Genomic DNA, 23,971 nt, shown 5'->3' on the forward strand with positions numbered 1-23,971 from the left:
CAATGGCCATCATGATAACCGACGAGTGCATCAACTGTGGTGCCTGCGAACCGGAATGCCCCAACACCGCCATCTACGAGGGCGGTGCCCAGTGGCGCTGGGCCGATGGTACGGCCCTCAAGGAAGTGCAAACCATCGACGGCCACCTGGCTGGCGGCACCGACCCCCAGCGCCCGGTATCCAACGAATACTACTACATCGTGACCGATAAGTGCACCGAGTGCGTAGGCTTCCACGAGGAGCCGCAGTGCGCCGCCGTGTGCCCCGTCGATTGCTGCGTAGACGACCCCGACCACCGCGAAAGCCGCGAGCGTCTCACCCAGAAGCAACATTGGCTGCATAACGCCGCATAAAGCAGGTCACTGCGCAAGTAATAGCCCCTCGTTTATCGGCCCGCTGCGGGCTGATAAACGAGGGGCTGTTGGCTGTTTGGGTTGCAGCGCCCTACTTTGCGGCTCCCCTAAGGGCCTGAGATATCATGACAACTTTTAAAGCCAGATTCTGGCGCGTGAGCCGTTGGTTTAGCGTGTTATTCGTGATGCTCTTTGTTTTCCGCCTGTTGTATGGCTATGTGGCTACGAACACCGGACGCGGCGACGCCTACAGCGACGATTTTTTCAGCAGTATTGAGAACCTGCGTAAAAATTATGCCTCGGAGAAGTTTGCGCTCAAAAGTGGTGACGTGCAGGTTTCAGCCCGTGTGGCCTCAAACCAGAAATTCGAAAAAACAGCCTCGGTTAAATCTAAAACGTCCGAATTTATTCCGGATGAGAAGCTGATTAAGGAGAAAACCCAGGCCTATAAAGCAGTTATCCAGTACGAGCAAAACCTGGGACAGCCGGGCAACCGGCAAATTCATTTGCTTATCGGGGTGGCGCCGGCGATGTTCGATAAGTTTTACCAGGATATCCAACAAATAGGCGCTATAAAAGCCACCGAAATTACCAAGGTCGATAAAACCAACGAGTACCGGCAGCTCAACGCAAAGAAGGTTTCCATTGAGAAAACGCTACAGTCGCTGAATGAATTGAAATCGAAGGGCGGGCAAATTGCCGATTTTGTCGCGCTCAACGACAAGATTTTGGAGATAGAAGAGAAGCTCCAGGAGCTAGGCGTGGAACTGGGGAATTTTGACGCCGAAAACGAGTTTTGCACCGTCAAATTTTCGCTCTACGAAGGTGCTACCGAAAAAAGCATTAGCCTGATTCACCGGCTGAAAGTGGCCTTGGAATGGACTGTCAAGTACTTTGCCATACTGGTGTTTGCTTCACTTGGGCTATCGGTTACAACGTTCGTGCTGCTGCTATTAGCTGATAAGCTAAAGTTGCTGGCCGCTCTAACCAACACCCTGCCCCGCGAATAAGCCTGTGGCCTGGCTGCCTTAGAACAATTGCCGCCCCGCCGCCTGCTCCGCCGCCAGCAGTGCCAAAAACTCGTCCCGCGATACCTCCTCCGCACCCAGCGCCCGCATGTGCGGCGTCAGCTGCTGAATATCGAACCAGCTAGCGCCGCGCGCCCGCAGGTGCCCAGCCAGCGCCAGCACCGCCAGCTTCGAGGCATTGGGTCGGTGGTGAAACATGCTTTCGCCCGCAAACACGCCCCGCACGGCCACGCCGTAGAGGCCGCCGATTAGCTCGTCGCCTTCCCACACCTCCACGCTGTGGGCGTGGCCGGCGGCGTGCAGCGCCTCGTAGCCGCGCACCAGCTGCGGCGTTATCCAGGTGCCGCCCTGGCCGGGGCGTGGCTGGGCCTGGCACGCCCGCATCACCTGCCCAAACGCCTCGTTGAAGCTGATGCGCCACTGCGACTGCCGCTGCGCCCGCGTCAGGCTGCGGCCCACGTGTAGCCGCGCCAGCCGCAAAATGCCCCGGCGCGGCGGGCAAAACCAGGCCAGCGGCCAACCCTCCACGGGCCACGGAAAAATACCCTGACTGTAGGCCGCCACCAGGTTTTCGACGGTGGGCTGGCCGCCGAGCAGCAGCAAGCCGTCGAGGTCGTCGCGCGCGGCGGTGGGTGGGGGGAAGGCGAGGGGCATTAGGAAGGAAGTATTCTATTCAAGGCAGTGCTGCATCCATTCCGCGCACTCGGCAGCATCCACGATGCTCCAAGAATGGGGCATCCGTCGTTTACCGACAAACCCTTTACCTGTGGTTTTAATATACTGGGCACGGGTATTACCCAGGGTTTGTAGGCGGGTAATAAGTGCCGCCGCGCCATCAGCGTTTAGGTCTGCCAGTTCCAAGGCTGGGCAGGTTTGCTGCCAGAAGGCTAAATCGGGTTCGCAGTATAACCGTACGGGCAAGCGCTTGAGCCACTTTGCGTTGCCACCGGCCGGGTCACCACGCAAAAAGGCTGTTCGGTCTAAATAAGCGGTGGGAAATTGAGTTGGTGAGCCACCCATGTCGCGCGTCAATTCGCGCAGCATATTTTGGTCAGCTGCCCGCAGGTCAGGACAATCCTTTTTGGCCAAATGATATTCCGCCCGTTGCCAATGCTCCGTTAAATCCAGCGGCGGGTCAACCCCCAGTACTGCCCGCACGCGCCACGGGTGCTGAACACTATCTCGCACCAGTTCTTCGGCATAGGCAAATGCTAGCTGTCCGCCGGCCGAAAACCCGCCAATAATAAGCCGGCGGGCGAGTACCGGGTATTGCTGTACGAGCTTCCCAAGGGCGTCATCCAAAAAATGCTTGCTGGCAGTGTCCAAATACTTTCGGTCGTTCAATGCCGGAACTACTACCACAAACCCTCGCTGCGCAGCTTGCTGCACTAATTGGGTAGCGCGGAATACGTCACGAGCTGGCTCTCCCCGGCCTGGTAGTAAAACTAATAGCCCCCGAGCAGGCAAGGATGTTGGGTTGAGCTGGTAAATCGTGCGTTTGGTGGGGAGGCCATCATGACTTGACATGCCGGCTGATTCAGTACGCGCAAAAACGTGCTTTTGAAACTTTTGGGCAGTCGCGCCCAGTACCCATAGTAGCAGCGCGACGGTACAAACAAGCGAGATTTTAACTGGCATACAAAGGCGTTTAAGAGTGCCAAGGTAGAATAAGCTATCAATATCGTAGGTCGGCTTTCCTGAAAAAGCGAATGGTTAAACTCGCGCTACTTGCAGGGCGGCGGGCAAAACCAGGTTAGCGGCCAGCCTTGCACGGGGCACGGAAAAATGCCCTGGCTGTAGGTCGCCAGGTTTTCGACAGTAGGCTGGCCGCCGAGGTCATCGCGCGCGGCGGTGGATGGGGGGAAGGTGAGGGGTATCAATTTATGTCAGCCCTAAGATTCGATACGTGAAACTCACTAAAATCCAGGGTGCTTTAGAAGCCAGGGTTTTAATCGTCGATTTAATGCTGTGTCTTGGCTCATTGCGACACTTGTACTATCAACTAGCTGCCAAGAAGCATCTACTACGCCTTGGCCCGCGATGGGTAGGCGCGTTGCCCACTGCAAGCCAGGCAGGAGCGGAGTGATTATAGCTTGGCGAACATCCATAATGCCATGCGGTACTTCATACAAGTACTGATGTGTAATTACTTGCGAGCCACGGCGAAATATTATGCGTTGTTTAATCCAATCCTCTTTATTGGCAAATATGAGTTTTAGTGGTTCCAATATTGCTACTCGGAGCGGGTAGTCGGGTGTTCTGTATAACGAATTCCAAATCGCCATTCCTTCAACCCATACCAAGAGCGACCATAGAAGCCAAGGTAGCATTATCCAAAGCCAGCACAATCGGCGGTTATGCAACCTGAGTAAATAACAGGCTGGAAATGCTAGCCCCCATACAGCACATCTTGATAAATTACCTAATGGAAGAGGGGTAAACTCTAGTCTGGTAAATAGGGTAAGGATGGTCAAAAGAAGACTTAGCAGCCAAACACTTATTATTAACTTGCTTGTAGTAGGTTTAGCTGCAACAGTTTGTAAAATGCTATTCATACACTGCAAATATCAGTGGGTACTATCTAATGCAAGCAATAGTCTGTTCTGAGCAGTTATTTGATGCAAAAACCCCAACTACAAAACGTGCACTACTAGCCGCTAGCCCCGCCGTACTTTTGCTACCTAGTAGCAGACCCCCGACCTAATGTCCCTCGCCAAAACCTATTCGCCCGCCGACGTTGAAGCCAAATGGTACCAGCGCTGGCAGGAGCAGGGCTTTTTCCAAGCCAAACCCAACCCCCGCAAGCAGCCCTACACCGTGGTCATTCCGCCGCCCAACGTCACGGGCGTGCTGCACATGGGCCATATGCTCAACAATACCATCCAGGACGTGCTGGTGCGCCGCGCCCGCATGCAGGGCAAGGAAGCCTGCTGGGTGCCCGGCACCGACCACGCCAGCATCGCCACCGAGGCCAAGGTAGTGGCCATGCTCAAGGAGCAGGGTATCAACAAGAAAGACCTGAGCCGCGAGCAGTTCCTGGAGCACGCGTTTGCCTGGAAGGAGAAGTACGGCGGCATCATCCTGGAGCAGCTCAAGCAGCTCGGTGCCTCCTGCGACTGGAGCCGCACGCGCTTCACGATGGAGCTTAAGCTGACCGAGGCCGTACTGCGCGTATTCGTGGACCTGTACCGCAAGGGTCTCATTTACAGGGGTGTGCGCATGGTGAACTGGGACCCGCTAGGCGGTACCGCCATCTCGGATGAGGAAGTGATTGCGAAGGACACCCAGGCCAAGATGTATCATCTTCGCTATGAAGTAGTGGGCCAACCCGGCCGCTTCCTCACGGTGGCCACCTCGCGCCCCGAAACCGTGATGGCCGACGTGGCCGTGGCCGTGAACCCCACCGACCCGCGCTACCACGACCTGGCCGGGCATAAGGTACGCATTCCGCTGCTGGGCCGCGAAATTCCGGTTATTCAGGACGAATACGTGACGGTAGATTTCGGCACGGGCGCGCTAAAGGTTACCCCAGCCCACGACCTCAACGATTACGAGCTGGGCCTGAAACACAACCTGCCGGTCATTGATATTCTGAACGATAACGGCACGCTGAACGAGAAGGCGGAGCTGTACGTGGGCCAGGACCGGTTTGCGGCCCGCCGCAACATCGTGAAGGATTTGCAGGAAGCCGGCCTGCTCGACAAAATCGAGGAATACGCCAGCATCGTGCAGACGTCGGAGCGTACCGGGGCCGTGATTGAGCCCAAGCTGAGCTTGCAGTGGTTCCTGAAAATGGAGCACCTCGCCAAGCCCGCGCTCGAAGTGGTGGAAAACGACACCATCAAGCTGCACCCGCCCAAGTTCAAGAACATGTACCGGGCCTGGATGGAGAACGTGCGCGACTGGTGCATCTCGCGTCAGCTGTGGTGGGGCCAGCGCATTCCGGCCTACTACCTGCCCGATGGCTCGTTTGTAGTGGCCCAGACTGAGGTCGAAGCCCTGGAGCTGGCTCGCACCCAAACCGGCAACAACGACCTGCAAGCCAGCGACCTGCGCCAGGACGAGGACGTGCTCGATACCTGGTTTTCGTCGTGGCTGTGGCCCATCTCGGTGTTCGACGGCTTCGACGACCCCGACAACGCCGATATCAACTACTTCTACCCGACCAACGACCTCGTAACGGCCCCCGAAATCCTGTTTTTCTGGGTGGCCCGCATGATTATGGCCGGGCTGGAATTCCGCAAGGAAGTGCCGTTCAAAAACGTGTACCTCACTGGTATTGTGCGCGATGCGCAGGGCCGCAAGATGAGCAAGCAGCTCGGCAACTCGCCCGACCCGCTTGACCTCATCCGCGATTTCGGGGCCGACGCGGTGCGGACGGGCATGCTGTTTTCGTCGCCCGCCGGCAACGACCTGTTCTACGACCAGAAGCTGATTGACCAGGGCCGCAACTTCAACAACAAGCTCTGGAATGCCTTCCGCCTCGTAAAAGGCTGGGAAGTTGACAACAACTTACCCTTCGCTAACGCGCAGGCCGTGAGCTGGTTTGAAGCCAAGCTGGCCGAAACCGTGGCGGTGCTCGACGAGCACTTCGAGAAGTTTCGGATGAGCGACGCGCTGCTGACGGTGTACAAGCTGCTGTGGGACGATTTCTGCGGGCAGTACCTCGAAATGGTGAAGCCGGCCTACCAGCACCCCATTGATGCCCAGACGCTTAGCGCCACCGTCGATTTCCTCGAAACGCTGCTCAAGCTGCTGCACCCGTTCATGCCCTTCATCACCGAAGAGCTGTGGCACGAGCTGGCCGAGCGCGGCGACCGCGACTACGTGTGCGTAGCCCACTGGCCCAAAGTGACCGCACCCGCCGCCAGCGCCGATACCCTGGCCGAAATGGACAAGGCCCTGGCCATCGTGGCCGGCGTGCGCAACGTGCGCAACCAGAAGAATTTAGGTCCGGTGAAGCAATTGGAGCTGGCCGTAAAAACCGACGACCAGGCCGCCATCCTGGCCTACGCACCGCTGGTGCGCAAGCTGGCCAACCTCAGCGACTTGTCGTTTGCGCAGGACGCGCCGGCCGGCGCGGTCAGCTTCGTGCTGGGCGGCAACGAGTTCTTCATCCCGCTTGATATCCAAGTAGATGCCGCCACCGAGCGCGCCCGCGTGGAGAAGGAGCTGGGCTACGCCATCGGCTTCCGCGACTCGGTGAATAAAAAGCTGGGCAACGAGAAATTTGTGGCCAACGCCAAGCCCGACGTGCTGGAGCGCGAGCACCAAAAGCTGGCCGACGCGGAGGCGAAAATCGCGGCCTTGGAGCAGGCTTTGAAGGCGCTGGAGTAGATGTGAAATAGGTTGAAAAAGAACGTCATGCTCATCTGGCGTCCGCTTGTCGAAGCATCTCTACCACGCCGTAAGGGTTACTAACCCTAATGGCGTGGTAGAGATGCTTCGACAAGCGGACGCCAGATGAGCATGACGTTCTTTTTTGTACACGTTACGAAATCCGTAACTCCTTCAATTCCAACTCAAAATTCGGCAATACCGGGTCGCCGCTCAGCACCTGGTCGAAGCCCTGCACCAGGCGGGGCGGGTGCGGCGGCTCGAAGATGTGCACGGTTTCGGTGCTGGGCACCACCAGCCAGGCCAGGCGCACGCCGGCCCCCAGCCAGTCATGCATTTTGGTGAGCAGGGCGGGCAGGCGGTCGGAAGTCGAGGCCAGCTCAATCACGAAATCGGGGCAGATGCGGGCGAAGCGCCGGCGGTCGGCCTCCGGCAGCGCCTGCCAGCGCGCCTCGGCCACCCACGACACGTCGGGCGAGAGCATGGCCCCGTCGGGCAGGGTGTAGCCGGTGGAAGAATCGCCGACCCGGCCCAGCCGGGCGCGGTGGTTCCAATTGCCAAGCTGGCGGGACAACTCGTTGTTGGTGAAGCCGCTTTCGGTGAATACGGGGGGCATAATGGTGATTTGGCCGCTGCTGTTGCGCTCGATGCGCAAGTCGCGGTGGTCGAGGCAAAACTGCGCAAATTCCTCTTCCGTGAGGCGGTCCAGCACCGGGGTTTTCAGCGTGATAACATCCATCGCAAAGTCCATGTGAATGAGTAAACAAGGTACGGCAAGTTGGGCCGCAACTTAATGAGTGCCTTGCCAGTAGCTTCATGGGGCGCTTACGGTTGGGGCGCAGTCACCCATGAAATACTTTTTTCTGTTCTCAATCGGCTTGCTGTTAGCAGTATACCTGCTGGCTAGCGCGTGGCTCTATTTCAAGCAGGAGTCGCTCCTGTTTTATCCGCAGAAGCTGCCGGCCGCTTATCGGTTCAACTTTCCTGGCCGCTACGCCGAGTGGCCCATTACGGCCCCCGACGGCACGCAGCTGAGCGGCCTACTTTTTAAAGCTGACGCGCCCAAAGGCCTGGTTTTTTTCCTGCACGGCAACGCGGGCTCCCTGGCCGATTGGGGCCAGCTAGCGGCCACCTACACGCGGCTGGGCTACGACGTATTCATGCTTGACTACCGGGGCTACGGCAAAAGTGCGGGCACCATCACCAGCCAAGCCCAGCTGCTGGCTGATGTGGAACTAGCTTATCAGCAAGTAGTTGCGCATTATGATGAAAGCCAATTGGTTATTGCCGTCTACTCGCTCGGCACGGGGCCGGCCACGTGGCTGGCGGCGCGGCCCCGGCCCCGGCGGCTGCTTTTGCACGCACCCTACTACAGCCTGGCCGACATGGCGGCGCACACAATTCCCGTCTGGCCGATTTTGCCTGATTTCTTGCTGCGCTACCCGTTGCCGACCAATGCGTTTATCCGGCAGGTTAGCGCGCCCGTTGTGCTGGTGCACGGCGACCACGACGAGCTGATTCCCTACAATTCTTTGGTCAGGCTAAAGGCGCTGTCGAAGCCCGGCGACCAGTTACTTACCATTCGGGGTGGGGGCCACAACGGCTTAACGGCAACGCCGCAGTACCAACAAGCCCTGCGTAACATCCTGTAAATACTAGCATTAATGCACTTAATGCCGCATTGTTTCTTTTCTTTGGGGTCGTCAACCAAAACCTTTTCCGGATGAAACGACTCCCTACTCTTTGGCTCAGCGGCCTGGCTAGCCTCGCGGCGCTGGCCGCGCAGGGCCAGGCCACGCCCCCTTCTTCCATGCAAAATCCTCCTACCGTGGCCATTAAGGCCAAGCAGCTCGTGTCGCCCTACGGCACCCGCACCGATAACTACTACTGGCTCAACGAGCGCGAAAACCCCGAGGTACTCGATTACCTCAAGGCCGAAAACGCCTACTTCGACGATAAAATGACCCCCGTGAAGGGCTTGGAAGACAAGCTGTTCACCGAGATGAAGGGCCGCATCAAGGAGCAGGATGAGTCGGTGCCCTACCGCGACAACGGCTACTATTACTACAGCCGCTACGAGGCCGGCGGCGAGTACGCGCTGTACTGCCGCAAGGCTGGCAGCCTGCAAGCGCCCGAGGAAATCATCCTCCACGGCAACCAGATGGGCCAAGGCCACAGCTACTTCGCCATCGGCGGCTACGCCGTGAGCGACAACAACGAGGTGCTGGCCTACAGCACCGATACCGTGAGCCGCCGCCTCTACACGCTGCGCTTTAAGAACCTGAAAACCGGCGCGTTATACCCCGAGAAAATTGCCAACGTGGAGGGCACCGGCGTATGGGCGGCCGATAACAAAACGGTGTTCTACGCCAAAAAGGACGTGAACACGCTGTTGCCCTACCAGGTGTATCGCCACACGCTGGGTACCGACCCCGCCCAGGATGCGCTGGTGTATGAGGAAAAAGACAACACGTTTAGCCTGCACGTAAGCCGCAGTAAATCAAAGAAATACTTGGGTATTGAGCTGGGTAGCGCGTTCTCCTCCGAGTACCGCTTTCTGGATGCCAGCACGCCCACGGGTGCGTTCACGGTGTTTACGCCGCGCACGCCCGACCTGCTCTACGACGTGCAGGATGCCAACGGCAAGTTCTACGTGTTCACCAACTGGGAAGCGCCCAACTTCAAGGTGATGGCCGCGCCACTCACCAGCACCGGCCGCGGTAGCTGGACGGAAGTGATTCCGCAGCGCGACGACGTGTTTCTGGAGCAGATGGAGCTCTTCAAGGACTACCTGGTGCTGAACGAGCGCGAGGAAGGCATTCGCCAAATGCGCGTTATCAACTTCAAGGATGAGATTGGGCGCGTGGTCGATTTCCGCGAACTGGCCTACACTACCTATATCGGCGTCAACCCCGAGTTCGATACCCCGCAGTTGCGCCTCACCTACACCTCGTTTACTACGCCGGCCAGCACCTACGACTATAACATGGCCACCCACAAGCTGACGCTGCTCAAGGAGCAGCCCGTGCTCGGGGGGTTCGACAAAAAGAACTACGTGACCGAGCGCAAGTTCGTGACCGCCCGCGACGGCAAGCTCATCCCTATCGCCGTGGTGTATAAAAAAGGCTTCCACAAAAACGGCCAGGGCCCGGTGCTGCAATACGCCTACGGCTCGTATGGCCTCTCCATGGATCCCACGTTTTCGAGTGCCCGCCTGAGCTTGCTCGACCGCGGCTTTGCCTACGTGCTGTGCGGTATTCGGGGTGGGCAAGAACTTGGCCGCCAGTGGTTTGAGGATGGCCGCATGATGCGCAAGATGAATTCGTTCACCGATTTCATCGACTGCTCCGACTACCTCATCAAGGAGAAATATACCTCGCCCGCCAAGCTATTCGCGCTGGGCGGCAGCGCCGGCGGCCTGCTCATGGGCGCCGTGGTCAACATGCGCCCCGAGCTGTACAAGGGCGTAATCGCGGCCGTACCCTTCGTGGACGTGGTCACTACCATGTCGGATGCCAGCATTCCGCTCACCACCGGCGAGTACGACCAGTGGGGCAACCCCGCCGACAAGCCCGCCTACGACTACATGCTCTCGTATTCGCCCTACGACAACGTGAAAGCGCAGGCGTACCCCAATATGCTGGTAATCACGGGCCTGCATGACTCGCAGGTGCAATACTTCGAGCCTGCCAAGTGGGTGGCTAAGCTGCGCGCCACCAAAACCGATAAGAACCTGCTGCTGCTGCACACCGACATGGAGGCCGGCCACGGCGGCGCATCGGGCCGCTTCAAGGCGCTGCACGACGTGGCGCGGCAATACGCGTTCCTGTTCCTGCTGCTCGACGAGAAGAAAGCAATGTAAAACGGAGTGGCACTCCGTTTCTGGGTGCGCGACTTGCGTGAGCGCCAAACGGAGTACCACTCCGTTCTACACTACTTTACCGAAGGCGCGGTGGTCGAAGAGGCCGCCGCGCTTTTTTCGTCGGCGCTCAACTGGGCTTGCAGTTGGAAGGTGACTTGCTGGCAGGCCTCGCTCTTTACCTGGGCGTCCTTCAGCGCGTTCTGGGTCAGGGTGAGCTGCCAGTAGAGGAAGAAAATGAGGCCCAGTGAAACGGCTAGGGTAACGATGAAGAGGATGTTTTTCATATAATGCTAATTAGTAAGGTTTTGTAAAAAGAACGTCATGCTGAGCTTGTCGAAGCATCCCTATCGCAGCGTTGGGTTAGTAACCCTATCGGTGTGGTAGAGATGCTTCGACAAGCTCAGCATGACGCTCTTTTTGTGCTATCTATAATAAAGGCAAGCCGGCTACACCGTTGTATTCGGGTCGAACTGCTCCAAATAGTCAGCCACTTTGCGCACAAACATGCCGCCGAGCGAGCCATCGACCACGCGGTGGTCATAGCTGTGGCTCAAGAACATAAAGTGGCGGATGCCGAGGAGGTCGCCCTGCGGCGTCTCAATCACGGCGGGCTTCTTCTTGATGGCACCCACGGCCATAATGGCCACCTGCGGCTGCATAATGATAGGCGTGCCCATGACGTTGCCAAACGAGCCCACGTTGCTGAGCGTGTAGGTGCCGCCGGCCAGGTCTTCGGGCTTGAGCTTGTTCTGGCGGGCGCGGTTGGCCAGGTCGTTCATCTTCTTGCTCAGGCCGTTGAGGTTGAGCTGGTCGGCGTTGTGAATCACCGGCACAATGAGGTTGCCCGAGGGCAGCGCCACGGCCACCCCAATGTTGATGTCCTTCTTCTTGATGATGAAGTCGCCATCGACCGATACGTTGATGCCGGGGTAATCCTGGATGGCGCGGGCCACGGCCTGGATGAAGATGGGCGTGAAGGTGAGGTTTTCGCCCTCGCGCTTCTTATAGGCATCCTTGTGCTTGTTGCGCCAGTTCACCAGCTCCGTCACGTCGGCCTCTACGAAGCTCGTCACGTGCGGCGAAATGCGCTTGGAGTCCACCATGCGCTGGGCAATCATTTTGCGCATGCGGTCCATCTCCACCAACTCCTGCCCACCCGATACCGAGGGCGCAGGCTTGCTGGCGGCTGGGGCTGCCTGGCCATTGGAAGCGGGCGCCGCGGGTGCCGGAGCAGCTTTAGGGGCCGGCTGCGGGGCAGCGGGCGCGGGAGCAACAGCGGCGGCTGGTGCCGGCTGGGCAGCGGGCGCGGCTGCCACTGGGGCGGCCGCCGAAGCTGGCTGCAGCGAAGGCTTGCCACCCGCTACGTGGTCGAGGATATCTTTTTTGGTTACGCGGCCATCCTGGCCAGTGCCGGGCAGGCGCTCCAGGTCGCTCATGCTCACGCCTTCTTCGCGGGCGATGCTGAGCACCAGCGGCGAGTAGAAGCGGCCTTCCTGCACAGGGTGTGCTGGAGCAGCCGCGGCGGGGGCATCCACGGGGTTGTTGGGGCCGGGCAGGTAGGGCACGCTTTCGTCGCCGGCCGGGGCCTTGTGCAGCGAGCGCACTACTTCGGGGGTGGTGAGGGGCGGGTTGGCGCTGGCCTCTTCCAAGTTGTCGGTGTTGTTGTCGGCGGCTGCGGGCGCAGGCGCGGCGGCGTTGGCATCGGTTTCGACGATGGCAATGGGCGCGCCTACGGCTACTACCTGGCCTTCCTGCACCAGTATTTCGGCCAGGGTGCCGGCGTGCAGGGCGGGTACTTCGGTGTCCACCTTGTCGGTGGCTACTTCCAGCACCGATTCGTCTTGCTCAATGGCGTCGCCAACTTGCTTGAGCCATTTCAACACGGTGCCTTCCATGATGGATTCGCCCATCTTGGGCATCGTCATTTCCACTCGGGCCATAATCAGGGGGCTGGGGGTCTTAAAAAACGTAGGGTGGGGTGGGAGGGAGTTTCGTGCCGCAAAGGTAGGCAGCAGCCAAATGCCCCCGCCGGGTAAGGCGCTCTTAAGTACGAACAACTGTTAGCCTGCGGCTGATTCTGGCCCCGCTGCCGTGCCAAAACCGCCGCGCACGGGCCGTAGCTACCAGATTTGGCAGCAAGGGCGCGGCCCTCCGGCCAGCTTTCAATCGGCGAAATGTGGGCGTTGGTCGGGGTTTAGGCGGGGCCGACGCGAAAGCGGGAGGTAGGGCCAGGTTTGTGGTCGCTCGTTTGCAAAGGGGTAATCACCCCGCTGCTACTGGCCCGGTAACCACCACAGTTTATTTAAAAAACGTCATGAAAGCCAATCTATTCGCCACGTTCGCCGCCACTGCCTTGCTCGCCGCTACCAGCGTTTTTGCCGCTCCTGCTCCTGCCAACGACCACGACCGTGATATCCGCTACCAGCAGGGCCCCGGCAACAACTACGGCTACGACCGCAACCACCGCGTAACGCCCCAGGAGCGCGCCCGCTACGAGGCCCAGCACCGCAACGACAAGCACGACGACCGCCGCGACAACGACCACAAGAATGACCGCAACGACAACGACCGCCACGACGACAAGTTTGACCGCAACAAAAACTACGGCTTCGACCGCGACCACAAAGCGACGCAGGACGAGCGCCGCAACTGGGAGCAGGGCCACAACTACGGCTACGACCAGAACCACCGCGTGACCGCCCAGGAGCGCACCCGTTGGGAAGCCCAGTATCGCCGCCGCTAAACCCTGCGCCCCGGCCAACGTCTAAGTGCCACTGGCCGCCGGCTATTATTTCCTGTGCTAATACAACTTGCTTTAAATAAGCTACTTATATGAAAAATTTTCTGTTGCCCCTGCTGGCTTTTGCCCTTTCTGCCACCGCCGCATCGGCCCAAATGAGCCCCGGCCAGGACGGCGGCCGCCCGCAGCGCACCCCCGAAGAAATGGCTTCGCGCCAAACCCAGGGCCTCACCAAGCAGCTGGGCCTCAGCGCCGACCAGTCGGCCAAGGTGCAGCAAATCATGCTGGCCCGCGACCAGGAAATGACGGCCATGCGCGGCCAAATGCAAGCCGGCACCGGCGACCGCAAGCAAATGCGCGACCAAGCCAAGACCGGCCGCATCAAGTATGATGAGCAAATCCGGGCCGTACTCACCCCCGACCAGCTTGCCAAATACAACACCATGCAGACCAACCGCCGCGAGCGCGGCATGGAAATGAAGGAAAGCAAGATGAAAAAGAAAGACGGCAAGGTGAAAATCAAAGCCTAAACCGATAGCTAGTTGCTTGCCAGCTTCTTAGCAAAGAAGCCCCGTGCCAATTGGCGCGGGGCTTCTTTGTGGGGCGGTTTAGGGTAATTTGATACTAGTTAATTTACTGATAGACAGAAATTTAGAACAAGCCGCTGGTGTGGCCGCCGTGCTTGCGCGGGGCGTGGGTCGAGTTTTTGTTGGCGCGGTGCCGGGCCGTAATCTGCCGGCGGCTGCCAAAGTTGAGGAAGCTGAGTGGCCCCCGGCGTTCGCGGCTATGGTAGCGGTAATCCTTGTATATGGGCACGTGGTTGCCGCGCGTGAGGCGCTGGCCGCGCATGGCGCTGGGCGTGCGCCGGGCGGCGCTGGGGCCGGCCGTAGCCGCCGAAGTTGCCAGGCCGAGCAGGCAAAAAAACAGGAGGGCAATCCGCAACATAGGGTAGGGGAAAAGGAGAAAAGCAGCTGCGCACTGCCGCGCAGTGCCACGGGCAGCACCCTGCCACCATACGCTAAACTGCGCTAGTACCGGAAATAGTACGCGGGCTGCCAATTAAGCCGACGTTTGCCCCCACTCACCCGACCAACTGTGCCTTTGCTGCTACCAACCCGAAGCCTTAGCCGCTGCCCGGTGCGGGACTTATGGTGGCCGGGGCCAGTGCACAAAAAAACCGCTGGCCCCGGGGGGCCAGCGGCTGTTGCCACTAATGCGCAGCGGCTACTTGCCGCCCAGCAGGAAGCCCACGTAGGCCTGAAATGCCGAGTTGCGGGCATTGCGGAAGTCGTTGTTGCTGTAGCCGTCCTTGGCAAAGTCAGTGAACGCGCCGTTGTAGCGCACGCCCAGCAGCACGCCCTGGCTCGACTGGAAGCCCAGCCCGCCCACGTAGCCCAGCTCGTTGCGGTTCACGTTGTCGAGGTTGCTGGTGCCCGAGCCGGCGGTGCCCACCACGCTGCCGTTGTAGGTTTGGGTGCGGTCGGTCGAGATGTTCATCAGGTAGCTGTACTGCGGGCCCACTTCAAAAAACACGCCGCTCACCTTGAGGCGCACTAGGATGGGCACGTCGAGGTAGTCGTAGCGCACGCTGCCGGCGTTGCGGTAGGTGTTGCCGAGCACCGTCACCGACTGGTCGGCGTATTTAAAGCCCTTTTGCGAGTACAGGATTTCGGGCTGAATCGAAACCAGGTCGTTGGCCAACCCGAAATTGACCATTACCCCGCCGTGAAAGCCGACGCGGTTGTTGTACTGGCTCTGGTTGGCCAGGTCGCCCGACAGGTTGGAGAGGTTGGCCCCGGCCTTGAGGCCAAAGCGAACGGATTGCGCGTGGGCCGCCGGGGCCGCCGCTACGGCCAGCAGCATAGCCGCCACGGCGCTGATAACTAATTTTTTCATGGGGCGAAATACGAGGTTGGCTGGTGAGTGGTTTGCCGGCCTGGGGCCGGGCAATAACCCCAGCCGCGGACCGCTCGTCTAACTTGCTCGCCCCCCTTTCTATTGCTTGATGAGTCTTTGGCAAATAATTCAACGCCTGCTGCCCTTCGTGCAGCCCTACCGTAAGCTGGTCGTCAGCACGTTGCTACTCACGCTGGTGGGCTCGCTGGCCGCGCAGGTCAACCCGTTTGTGCTGCGCTACACCGTTGATACGGTGCAAAGTCTGCTCAACCAAGGCCAGGGCCTGGCTGCCGGTTGGCAAATGTTGGTGTGGGTGAGCGTGTTGCTGCTCGCCAAGGAATTGCTGAACACGGGCATCACCTTCGGCCAGAAATACTACGGTGAGAAAATCCGTATCAGCGTGTCGGGCGCGCTGGCCGAGGCGGCCGTCACCAAAATACTGGGCTACGAGCTGGGTTTCTTCACCGAAAGCGGCAACCAGACCGGCAAGCTCCAAACCCGCATCGACCGCGGCGTGGAAAGCCTAATGAAGCTGGTCCAAAACTTCTTCATCGACATTCTGCCGCTCTTCGCCAATGCCCTGGTAGCGCTGGTCGTCATGTTCTTAGCCAATAAGTGGGTGGGCCTGGTGGCCACGTCCATCCTGCCCGTGTATTTCTGGCTGAGCTACCGGCAGGCCGACCGCCTCAACGGCACCCGCCGCGCCCTGCGCGCCCTGCGCGAGGAAAAAAACCACGGCCTCATCAGCATCATCGATAGTATTGTGGTGATTAAGAGCTTCGTACGCGAAGCCTACGAAGGTGAAAAGCAGCTGGCTGTGCAAGACAAGCTGGAGGCCGCCCAGCTCACCACCCGCAAAACCAACTTCCGCTACGACGGCCTCAAGTCGTTTTTCGAGCAAATTGGCGTGGTGGCCATCATCGTGCTCACCGCCTACCTCGTGCTGGCGGGCCAAATGAGCATCGGGGCCATCATGTTTCACGTGCTGCTGTTCAACAACGTGTCGGCGCCCATCCGGCAGCTGCACCGCATCTATGACGAGATGAACGAGGCCCTGACCTACGCCGAGGGCTTCTTCGCCATCCTCGACGCCGACGACCAGACTGAGCGCCCCGGCCCGCTGCGCCCCGCGCATTTGGAAGGCACGTTCGAGCTGCGGCACGTCAACTTCACCTACCCCAGCGGCACAGCCGCCCTGCACGATGTGAGTATGACCATTGAGGCCGGCAAAACCACCGCGCTCGTGGGCCTTAGCGGCGCGGGCAAGAGTACGATTATCAACCTATTGTGCGAGTTTTATCGCCCCGACAACGGTGGCGTTTTCCTCGATGGCCAGCCGCTGGCCCAGTATGACACGCCCGCCCTGCGCCAGCAAATTGGCCTGGTGCTCCAGAAAAATCACATTTTCAAAGGCACCATTGAGGAAAACATCCGCTACGGTAACTTCAACGCCACCCAGGCCGAAATAGAGGCTGCCGCCCGCCAGGCCTACCTCCACGACCAGATTCTGGACCTGCCCAAGGGCTACCAGAGCGACGCCCAACAGCTATCCGGTGGCCAGCAGCAGCGCATCGCCATCGCCCGGCTCTTCCTCAAAAACCCGCCTATCATCTTCCTCGACGAGCCCACCGCCAGCCTCGACGCCATCGCCACCGAGCAAATCAAAAACAGCCTCGACGCCATCAAGCAGGGCCGCACGGTGGTCATCATCTCCCACAGCCTCGCCCAGATTGTGGACGCCGACTGCATCTACGTCATGAAAAAAGGCGAAGCCGTGGAGAGCGGTACTCATATGGAACTCTATGAAAAGCGCGGCACCTACCGCGAGATTTTCGACGCCTCGGCGCGCAGCCTCAACATCGAGAAGCTAGCTAAATCAATGGCCGACGACGGCGACGATGTGCTGGATACGGCTCTGTGAGTTAGATTCACACTTTGAATATTTAAAAATGTGCCAAGACACAATCTGCTCAACAACTTAAAAAATACATAAGAATGAATAAGAAAGGCTACCTATGGCTCGGAGTCATCTCTTTATTGGCTCTAGTATTTCTATTTGAATACCTGAAGACTGTTTATAAAATAGGTATAGCAAATACATCTATAAATGTAGTATTTAATATTTTATTGGCAATACTAACTGGGTTAATTGTTGGTATTTATTTTGACCTTTCATCTAGGTCAGAAATAGCAGATAACATGCTAAAGCACTTTGAAATGTCCAAAGAAGTGCTTGGTGCAGGTATTATGAAATACTATCAGAATTTTTCTGATTTTGATTTGCGTAAAGCAGTAAGTAACTCGAATGATATAATAATTTATCTTACCTATGGGCAAACTACTTTCAGTAATATTAGGGACTCACTTGATATAGTAGCTAAAAGAAAGTCAACAATTAAAATATTTATGTATCACGAAGATAATGAATTTATAAATGGCCTTGGCAAGCATTGGGGAGCAAATGACCCGAATTATAATGTCATGCGTATAAAACAGAGAGTATTGGAATCTCAACAAACCTTAACTTCGTATTTTGGTGAATTAAAAAAGAAGAAACTTTTAAAGGCTAAGGTGCAGATATTTCTAATGAAAAAACATCCTGTATTTTATTCCTTTTATAAACTTGATGACCATATTTTATTTTGTCCATCAAAAATTTCTACCGATAAATCTGTTAAACCAATGGCACTTTATGTTCGCGATAACGGCAATAATGGATGTATATTTAGAAAATGTATGGATGAAATAAAAGGTGTAATAGAAGAATCTAGCTTTTACGAATTAAAAAATTTCTAAGGAGCATGAAGAATACTTCATCCAAAATTTGTTTCATTGATTTTGAAACCACCGGAATTAATATTTACAGCGACGAGCCTATAGAAGTTGGTGCAATTGTTGTAAACAATGAACTTATAATTGAAAATAAATTTTATTCTAGATTTCAACTTCCTGAAGGAAAATTTATTAGCGAAGAATCGTTTCATATTCATGGAATCTCACATAAAGATTTGATAAAAAGTCCATCAAGAAGACATGTTATTCAGAATTTCTTTGAATTATTAGGCCATGAATTTTGCTTTGCGTCTTGGAATATTAGCTTTGATGTAGGTTTTTTTAAAAAAATATGCTACGAAAATGGTATGATAGATGACTTTAATAAAGTTAATTACAGACATATTGATGTGCAAACGATATCACAGGTAGCTAGCAGGCTTGGAAAGTTTAATACCCAGGTAAGCTCATTATCTGATTGTGTTAACTATTTTGGTTTGCAAAGGTCAACACATCATAATGCATATCAAGACGCTGAATTATGTTTTGCCGTTTATAAAAAACTGCTTCTTCTAATTGGTGAATAAGTACTCATCATTAATTAGTTTACTGTAAAAAAAATATAGTGAATCATCTCCATTACTAGTGTGACCCTAACCTTAATATTTAGAGTTAGTTACACGGTAGAGATGCTTCGACAAGCTCAGCATGACGTTCTCTTTTAATATAAACTATTCATTAACGGGCACTATTATGGTGCTGATTGATGAAATAGTAAACAGCACCCGCCAGTAGCAAGCCCAGCAGCACGAGCAACCCTATTTTCCACGGCGAGTAGGGGTAGGAGCCGCTGACCCGGCCGGTTTGGCCATTAACGAGGAAGTGGTAGAGCTTGCCTTGGTATAGATAGGCACACACCCAGAGCGGCAGCAGCAGGTGCTTGAACGACTCTTCGGTGAGGACGGTGTGCACCTGGAGGCCACGCTGTTCATCGCCGCCCAGTTCCTGTTTGCAGCTGTCGTGCTCCTGCTCGCGGAAGGTGGTGCGGGCCTCTTGCAGGCCCTCGGCCAGGTCGATGCTGTAGACTTCGGCCTCCCAGCCCAGCAGCACGCGGGCATCGTAGTCGATTACCGCGTCGAGGTTGTAGTCATCCAGCACCGCCTCCACGTGGTTTTGCTGGTTGGCCAGGCTGCGGGAAGCCAGCGTGAGGAGGTCATCATAGAAGTGCTCGTGGGTACCGCGTTCGGTGCGCCAGCGGGTGCGCTGCTCCTGGCGGGTGGTGGGGCGGCCCTGGCTGTCGGTGCCGCTCACCGACACGTAGTAATGGTCGCCGCGCTCGCCCTGCCATTCGGAGTAGGCCTGCGCATCAAACGTCCAGAAGGGCAGGTAGATACCGTGCAGATTGTCGAGCACCGCGCCGCTTTGCAGCTTATTGGGGGCCAGCCACTTGCCCGCCAGCCATGTGCGAAAGCTTATGGTGGCGCCCGGTCGCCCCAGCCGGAAGGGTAGCACCCCGGCCGGCTCGATGAGACGGGTGCGCTGGGCCTCGGGGTTGATGGCCCGGCTGCCGCAAAAGCCGCAGCTGAGCGTGGGCTGGTCGGCGTTGACGCGGGTGCGCGAGCCACAGCTGGGGCAGTGGAATAGCAGCTGCTCGCTCACGCGGTCGGCGGGCAGCTCCGCGCTGGTGAGCAGGGCGCTGAGCGGGCGCTCGGCCAGTTTGGTTTCACTGAAGGTGAGCGTTTGGGTAGCGCCGCAGTGCCCGCAGGCCAGCTGCTGGGTTTCGGCCTGAAACGTGAGGTTCGACCCGCAGCTGAGGCAGGGCGCGCGCAGTAAGTCACGCTCGCGCAATTCGCGCAGGGCGCTTTCGGTAGCAACATCCATGGGGGCCAGCGCGAAGGGGGTTAGAGGCGGGCCAGCAGCTCCGCCTTTTTGGCGTCAAACTCAGCTTCGGTCAGGATGCCGTCGGCCTTTAGCTGGCCCAGGTCGCGCAGCATGGCTACTATCTGCTCGCGGTTAGGGCTGGCGGTGGGGGCGGGGCTGGCCGGGGCCGCGGCGGGCGCGGTGGCATTGCCCAGCATGTTGCCCAGGCCGCCCAGCAGCACGGCGGCCCCGCCAATGCCGCCTTCCTGGCTGGCGGCTTTTTCCACGGCTAGCCCGGCCTGAAACTGCTGAAACCGGCTCATGTCGCCGGCCATGTTCATTTGGGTGGTTTTGTCGAGGAACGCTTCGACTTCGGGGGGCAAGCTGGCGTTTTCGAGGTAGAAGCGCGTGAGCTCCAGGCCGTAAGCGCCGAAATCGTCTTGCAGCAGCGGGCGCAGGCGTTCGCCCAGCTCCTGGTAGTTGCGGGCCAGGTCGAGCACCGACACGTTGGCCTCGGCCAGGGTATCCGAAAACTTGTTGACGATGGCCGAGCGCAGCTGCCCCTCCACGTCGCCGACGCGCACCACGGATGCCGTGCCCGCAAACTCGGTCAGAAACTTGGCCGCTTCGCGCACGCGCAACGCAAAGGTGCCAAACGCCCGCACCCGCACCTGCTTGAACTCGGGGTCGCGCAGGATAACGGGGTTGGGCGTACCCCACTTCAGATTAGCGAACTGCTTGGTAGACACGAAGTAAACATCGACCTTGAATGGCGACTCGAAGCCATATTTCCAGCCGCGCAGCGTGGTGAGCACCGGCAGGTTGGCGGTGGCCAGCACGTGGCGGCCGGGGCCAAACACGTCGGCCACGCGCCCCTCATCCAGCAAGATGGCCACCTGCGACTCGCGCACCACGAGCTGCGCACCGTTTTTGAGGTTGTTCTCGTTGTCCGGAAACTTCCAGATGAGCGTGTCCGAGGAATTATCAACCCAGTCGATAACCTCAATCAATTCGTTGCGGATGAAATCAAAAAGCCCCATGAGCAGCCAGCGGGTTAGGAGGAAAACGGGCGCAACCTAAGCAGGAAAGCCTATACTTATTCGCTGGCAAGTGCCCCGGCATTACACCCAACCCCGCGCTACTTGCCGATGGCCGCGCGCGTAAACTCCGACAGCACCAGCCGGCCGCTGATGGCGGCGCGCTCCAGCAGCAGCGTGTCCCAATGCGCGGTGCCGGCCCAGAGCACCTGCTTAAGCTCACGCATGGCGTCGGGTGAGGAAGCGGCCAGGCGCTGGGCCAGCGCCCGCACGGCCGCATCGAGGGCAGCAATGTCGGGCAGCACGTCGGCGTAAAGGCCGCGGGCGGCGGCCCACTCGGCCGAGCGAAACTCGGTGGCGTCGATGGCCAGCTGGCCGAAGGCGGAGGTGCCGATTTTGCGCTCCACGGCCGGGCCGACCACGAAGGGGCCGATGCCCACAGCCAGCTCGCTGAGCTTCACGGCCGCGTGGGTGGTGGCCAGGCAGTAGTCGGTAGCGGCGGCCAGGCCCACACCGCCGCCCACGGCCTTGCCCTGCACCCGCCCGATAATGAGCTTATTGCAGGTGCGGCAGGCATTGATAACGTGCGCAAAGCCGGAGAAAAATGCCAGGCCCTGCGCCGCATCGGTCACGGCGCGCAGCTCGTCGAAGCTGGCCCCGGCGCAAAACGTGCGCTCGCCCTCGCTTTGCAGGATGATAACCTTGGTGGCATCGTCCTGGCCGGCTTTCGCTATGGCGGCGGCTAATTCAGCTAAAATATTGCTGGGTAGTGAGTTATGAGCCGGGTGAAAAAACGTGACGGTGGTGATGCCAGCGGCGTCGGTAGCGACCGTGACGTGGCCGGCGGGGAGAGTATCGCTCATAGATTGAGTGGGGAAAGACAAAAAAGAACGTCATGCTGAACGCAGTGAAGCATCGCTACCACGCCACTAGGATTACTAACCCTCACGGCGTGGTAGAGATGCTTCGACAAGCTCAGCATGACGTTCTTATTTGATTGATATTAAAATAATTATGCTTGGTGAAGTTTCTTCACCATCGTCAAAATGGTAGCCACCGCCACAGTGTCGCCGGTTTCGTCGGTCACGGTTACGAGCCAGCGCACGATGCCCTTGGCGATGTCGGTTTCGTCACGTTTTTCCTGGCCCACTTTCTCCTTCACCGTGAGCTGCACGCCGATGGTGGTGCCGGGGTACACGGGCTTGGTAAAGCGGCACTCATCGAGGCCGTAGTTGAGCAGCACGGGCCCCTTGCGCGGGTCCACGAACATACCGGCGGCCTTGGATAAAATGTAGTAGCCGTGCGCTACACGGCCCGTAAAGAGCGTGCCTTCCAGCGAGGTAGCATCGACGTGGGCGTAAAAATTATCGCCCGAGATACCGGCAAAGTTGCTGATATCGGCCTCCGTTACGGTGTGCTTGTGCGTGGTATACGTCTCACCGATTTCCAGCTCCTCAAAATAGCGCTGGAAGGGGTGCTTGTCGTACTCAACCTGCTTGGCCCCAGTCTGGTACACTTCCGTGATGGCCGTAATCATGCTGGGCGAGCCCTGCAAGGCCACGCGCTGCATAAAGTGCTCCACGCCCCGGATGCCGCCCATTTCCTGGCCGCCGCCGGCCCGGCCGGGGCCGCCGTGCACGAGCTGCGGCAGGGGCGAGCCGTGGCCGGTGCTTTCCTTGGCCATCTCGCCATTGAGCACCAAAATGCGGCCGTGGTGGGTGGCCGCGCTCAGCACAAAATCCTGGGCCGCGCGCGGGTCGTTGGTGGCCAGCGAGCACACCAGCGAGCCCTTGCCGAGGTTGGCCAGGGCCACGGCTTCGCCCAAATCGTGGTAGGGCATGAGCGTCACCACGGGGCCGAAGGCTTCCAGCTCGTGGCTGTCGAGGTGCTCAAACGGGTGGTCGTTGCGCAGCACAATGGGCGAGATAAACGCGCCCTTGGCCGCGTCGGCCCCGCGCTCCTTGCCCAGAATCTCCACGTGGTCGAGGTCACCGTACACGATGGGCGTGGTTTTGGCAAGCTGGCGCACCTGCTGGCGCAGACGCTCGGCCTGCTCGCGGCCGGCCAGCGCGCCCATGCGCACGCCCTCGGCCTGCGGGTGGCCGATGGTGGTCTGCGCCAGCGCTTTACCCAGGGCAATCTGCACATCTTCAAGTAGTTCGGCGGGCACGATGGCGCGGCGGATAGCTGTGCATTTCTGCCCGCACTTAGCCGTCATTTCCTTGCGTACTTCTTTGATAAAGAGGTCGAACTCCGGGGTGCCGGGCCGGGCATCGGGCCCCAGCACGGCGGCGTTGAGCGAGTCGGCCTCCAGGGTAAACGGCACCGCCTCGCTGATGATGCGCGGGTGGGCGCGCAGCTTGGCGCCGGTGGCGGCCGACCCGGTAAACGTGACCACATCCTGGTACGTCACGTGGTCCAGAATGCCCTGGCCCGAGCCCACCACCAGTTGCAAGGCCCCATCGGGCAAAATGCCGCTGGCGATAATCTCGCGTACTACGGCCTCGGTGAGGTAGGCACCGGGCACGGCGGGCTTCACCATGGAGGGCATGCCGGCCAGCAGGTTCACCGCGATTTTCTCTAGCATGCCCCAGATGGGGAAGTTGTAGGCGTTGATGTGCACGGCCACGCCCTCCTTGGGCACCAGCAGGTGCTGCGCCATAAAGGTGCCGCCCTTGCTCAGGCCCACCGGCTCGCCCTCCACGTAAAATGGCTTGTCCGGAAACTTACGCCGCAGCGAGGCGTTGGCAAACAGGTTGCCGATGCCGCCCTCAATGTCAATCCACGAGTCAGCCCGCGTGGCCCCCGAGCGGTAGCTCAGCTCGTAGAAAAGCTCCTTTTTTTCCTGCAAGTGAAAGGCCAGCGCCTTCAGCATCCGCCCGCGCTCGTGAAAAGTCATATGGCGCAGGGCGGGGTTACCCACGCGCCGGCCGTAGGCCAGAATCTGCTCAAAATCAAAGCCTTCGGTGTTAGCCAGGGCAATGACTTCACCGGTGCTGGCATCGCGCAGCTCGTGCGGGTCGGAGCCGCCGGGCTGCCAGCGGCCAAGGGTGTAGTTTTCGAGGGTGCGCATTTTTGAGCTGTTA

The 23,971-nt window shown here is 58.3% G+C and carries 22 protein-coding genes; 10 read left to right on the plus strand and 12 right to left on the minus strand.

The features are described 5' to 3' along the window. The first annotated feature begins 2 nt into the window (after nucleotides 1-2). The gene (locus tag ACYVGC_RS10045; protein ID WP_460583690.1) at nucleotides 3-353 is read left to right on the plus strand and encodes a 4Fe-4S dicluster domain-containing protein; all 351 of its coding nucleotides are present in this window, start codon (nucleotides 3-5) and stop codon (nucleotides 351-353) included. Nucleotides 354-538: 185 nt separating this feature from the next. After that, a complete protein-coding gene (locus ACYVGC_RS10050; protein ID WP_460583763.1) occupies nucleotides 539-1,363 on the plus strand; it encodes a DUF4349 domain-containing protein in 825 nt (274 codons plus the stop codon). A gap of 18 nt (nucleotides 1,364-1,381) precedes the next feature. Here ACYVGC_RS10050 and aat read toward each other — a convergent pair whose 3' ends face one another. The 3 genes from aat to ACYVGC_RS10065 all read right to left on the minus strand — a co-directional run bounded on the left by aat (nucleotide 1,382) and on the right by ACYVGC_RS10065 (nucleotide 3,261). After that, complete coding sequence (aat, locus tag ACYVGC_RS10055) at nucleotides 1,382-2,035, minus strand: leucyl/phenylalanyl-tRNA--protein transferase (protein ID WP_460583691.1); 654 nt, start codon at nucleotides 2,033-2,035, stop codon at nucleotides 1,382-1,384. A gap of 15 nt (nucleotides 2,036-2,050) precedes the next feature. Continuing rightward, nucleotides 2,051-3,019: a hypothetical protein gene (locus ACYVGC_RS10060; RefSeq protein WP_460583692.1), complete on the minus strand. Its 969-nt coding sequence runs from the start codon at nucleotides 3,017-3,019 to the stop codon at nucleotides 2,051-2,053. 86 nt (nucleotides 3,020-3,105) lie between these two features. Next, nucleotides 3,106-3,261 carry a hypothetical protein gene (locus ACYVGC_RS10065; protein ID WP_460583693.1) on the minus strand — a complete coding sequence of 52 codons (156 nt, stop codon included), beginning with the start codon at nucleotides 3,259-3,261 and terminating at the stop codon, nucleotides 3,106-3,108. 823 nt (nucleotides 3,262-4,084) lie between these two features. Here ACYVGC_RS10065 and ACYVGC_RS10070 point away from each other — a divergent pair. Then, entirely contained in the window at nucleotides 4,085-6,718 is a 2,634-nt protein-coding gene (locus ACYVGC_RS10070) for a valine--tRNA ligase (protein WP_460583694.1), read from the plus strand. Nucleotides 6,719-6,872: 154 nt separating this feature from the next. On the opposite strand, the gene ACYVGC_RS10075 is transcribed toward ACYVGC_RS10070, so the two are convergent. Then, complete coding sequence (locus tag ACYVGC_RS10075; protein ID WP_460583695.1) at nucleotides 6,873-7,469, minus strand: Uma2 family endonuclease; 597 nt, start codon at nucleotides 7,467-7,469, stop codon at nucleotides 6,873-6,875. 97 nt (nucleotides 7,470-7,566) lie between these two features. Between ACYVGC_RS10075 and ACYVGC_RS10080 the strand changes: the two genes are divergently transcribed. After that, on the plus strand, nucleotides 7,567-8,370 hold the full coding sequence (locus ACYVGC_RS10080) for an alpha/beta hydrolase (protein WP_460583696.1): 804 nt from the start codon (nucleotides 7,567-7,569) through the stop codon (nucleotides 8,368-8,370). 71 nt (nucleotides 8,371-8,441) lie between these two features. After that, the gene (locus ACYVGC_RS10085; protein WP_460583697.1) at nucleotides 8,442-10,580 is read left to right on the plus strand and encodes a S9 family peptidase; all 2,139 of its coding nucleotides are present in this window, start codon (nucleotides 8,442-8,444) and stop codon (nucleotides 10,578-10,580) included. A 71-nt stretch (nucleotides 10,581-10,651) separates the two neighbouring features. Here ACYVGC_RS10085 and ACYVGC_RS10090 read toward each other — a convergent pair whose 3' ends face one another. Next, nucleotides 10,652-10,864, minus strand: a complete 213-nt coding sequence (locus ACYVGC_RS10090) for a hypothetical protein (protein WP_460583698.1) — start codon at nucleotides 10,862-10,864, stop codon at nucleotides 10,652-10,654. A gap of 162 nt (nucleotides 10,865-11,026) precedes the next feature. Next, nucleotides 11,027-12,520, minus strand: a complete 1,494-nt coding sequence (locus tag ACYVGC_RS10095) for a dihydrolipoamide acetyltransferase family protein (RefSeq protein ID WP_460583699.1) — start codon at nucleotides 12,518-12,520, stop codon at nucleotides 11,027-11,029. A gap of 374 nt (nucleotides 12,521-12,894) precedes the next feature. Here ACYVGC_RS10095 and ACYVGC_RS10100 point away from each other — a divergent pair, with 374 nt between their 5' ends. Together ACYVGC_RS10100 and ACYVGC_RS10105 are read left to right on the plus strand one after the other, a co-directional pair. Then, the gene (locus ACYVGC_RS10100) at nucleotides 12,895-13,323 is read left to right on the plus strand and encodes a hypothetical protein (RefSeq protein ID WP_460583700.1); all 429 of its coding nucleotides are present in this window, start codon (nucleotides 12,895-12,897) and stop codon (nucleotides 13,321-13,323) included. A gap of 89 nt (nucleotides 13,324-13,412) precedes the next feature. Further along, the gene (locus tag ACYVGC_RS10105) at nucleotides 13,413-13,850 is read left to right on the plus strand and encodes a hypothetical protein (protein ID WP_460583701.1); all 438 of its coding nucleotides are present in this window, start codon (nucleotides 13,413-13,415) and stop codon (nucleotides 13,848-13,850) included. Between the two features lie 121 nt (nucleotides 13,851-13,971). On the opposite strand, the gene ACYVGC_RS10110 is transcribed toward ACYVGC_RS10105, so the two are convergent. Then, nucleotides 13,972-14,265 carry a hypothetical protein gene (locus ACYVGC_RS10110; RefSeq protein ID WP_460583702.1) on the minus strand — a complete coding sequence of 98 codons (294 nt, stop codon included), beginning with the start codon at nucleotides 14,263-14,265 and terminating at the stop codon, nucleotides 13,972-13,974. 279 nt (nucleotides 14,266-14,544) lie between these two features. Then, on the minus strand, nucleotides 14,545-15,216 hold the full coding sequence (locus ACYVGC_RS10115) for a porin family protein (RefSeq protein ID WP_460583703.1): 672 nt from the start codon (nucleotides 15,214-15,216) through the stop codon (nucleotides 14,545-14,547). Nucleotides 15,217-15,325: 109 nt separating this feature from the next. Between ACYVGC_RS10115 and ACYVGC_RS10120 the strand changes: the two genes are divergently transcribed. From ACYVGC_RS10120 to ACYVGC_RS10130, 3 genes are all read left to right on the plus strand, one after another. Continuing rightward, on the plus strand, nucleotides 15,326-17,137 hold the full coding sequence (locus ACYVGC_RS10120; protein WP_460583704.1) for an ABC transporter ATP-binding protein: 1,812 nt from the start codon (nucleotides 15,326-15,328) through the stop codon (nucleotides 17,135-17,137). Between the two features lie 74 nt (nucleotides 17,138-17,211). Next, nucleotides 17,212-18,012, plus strand: a complete 801-nt coding sequence (locus tag ACYVGC_RS10125; RefSeq protein ID WP_460583705.1) for a hypothetical protein — start codon at nucleotides 17,212-17,214, stop codon at nucleotides 18,010-18,012. Nucleotides 18,013-18,017: 5 nt separating this feature from the next. Continuing rightward, nucleotides 18,018-18,575, plus strand: a complete 558-nt coding sequence (locus ACYVGC_RS10130; RefSeq protein ID WP_460583706.1) for a 3'-5' exonuclease — start codon at nucleotides 18,018-18,020, stop codon at nucleotides 18,573-18,575. Between the two features lie 151 nt (nucleotides 18,576-18,726). On the opposite strand, the gene ACYVGC_RS10135 is transcribed toward ACYVGC_RS10130, so the two are convergent. The 4 genes from ACYVGC_RS10135 to paaZ form a co-directional block, all read right to left on the minus strand. Then, nucleotides 18,727-19,869 (minus strand): TFIIB-type zinc ribbon-containing protein, encoded by a 1,143-nt coding sequence (locus ACYVGC_RS10135; protein ID WP_460583707.1) that lies wholly within the window; start codon nucleotides 19,867-19,869, stop codon nucleotides 18,727-18,729. Nucleotides 19,870-19,889: 20 nt separating this feature from the next. Next, on the minus strand, nucleotides 19,890-20,888 hold the full coding sequence (locus ACYVGC_RS10140) for an SPFH domain-containing protein (protein ID WP_460583708.1): 999 nt from the start codon (nucleotides 20,886-20,888) through the stop codon (nucleotides 19,890-19,892). Nucleotides 20,889-20,986: 98 nt separating this feature from the next. Continuing rightward, on the minus strand, nucleotides 20,987-21,748 hold the full coding sequence (locus ACYVGC_RS10145; protein ID WP_460583709.1) for an enoyl-CoA hydratase/isomerase family protein: 762 nt from the start codon (nucleotides 21,746-21,748) through the stop codon (nucleotides 20,987-20,989). Nucleotides 21,749-21,897: 149 nt separating this feature from the next. Then, nucleotides 21,898-23,958, minus strand: a complete 2,061-nt coding sequence (gene paaZ / locus ACYVGC_RS10150; protein WP_460583710.1) for a phenylacetic acid degradation bifunctional protein PaaZ — start codon at nucleotides 23,956-23,958, stop codon at nucleotides 21,898-21,900. Nucleotides 23,959-23,971: the final 13 nt, after the last annotated feature.

The organism is Hymenobacter arcticus (genome assembly GCF_054779975.1).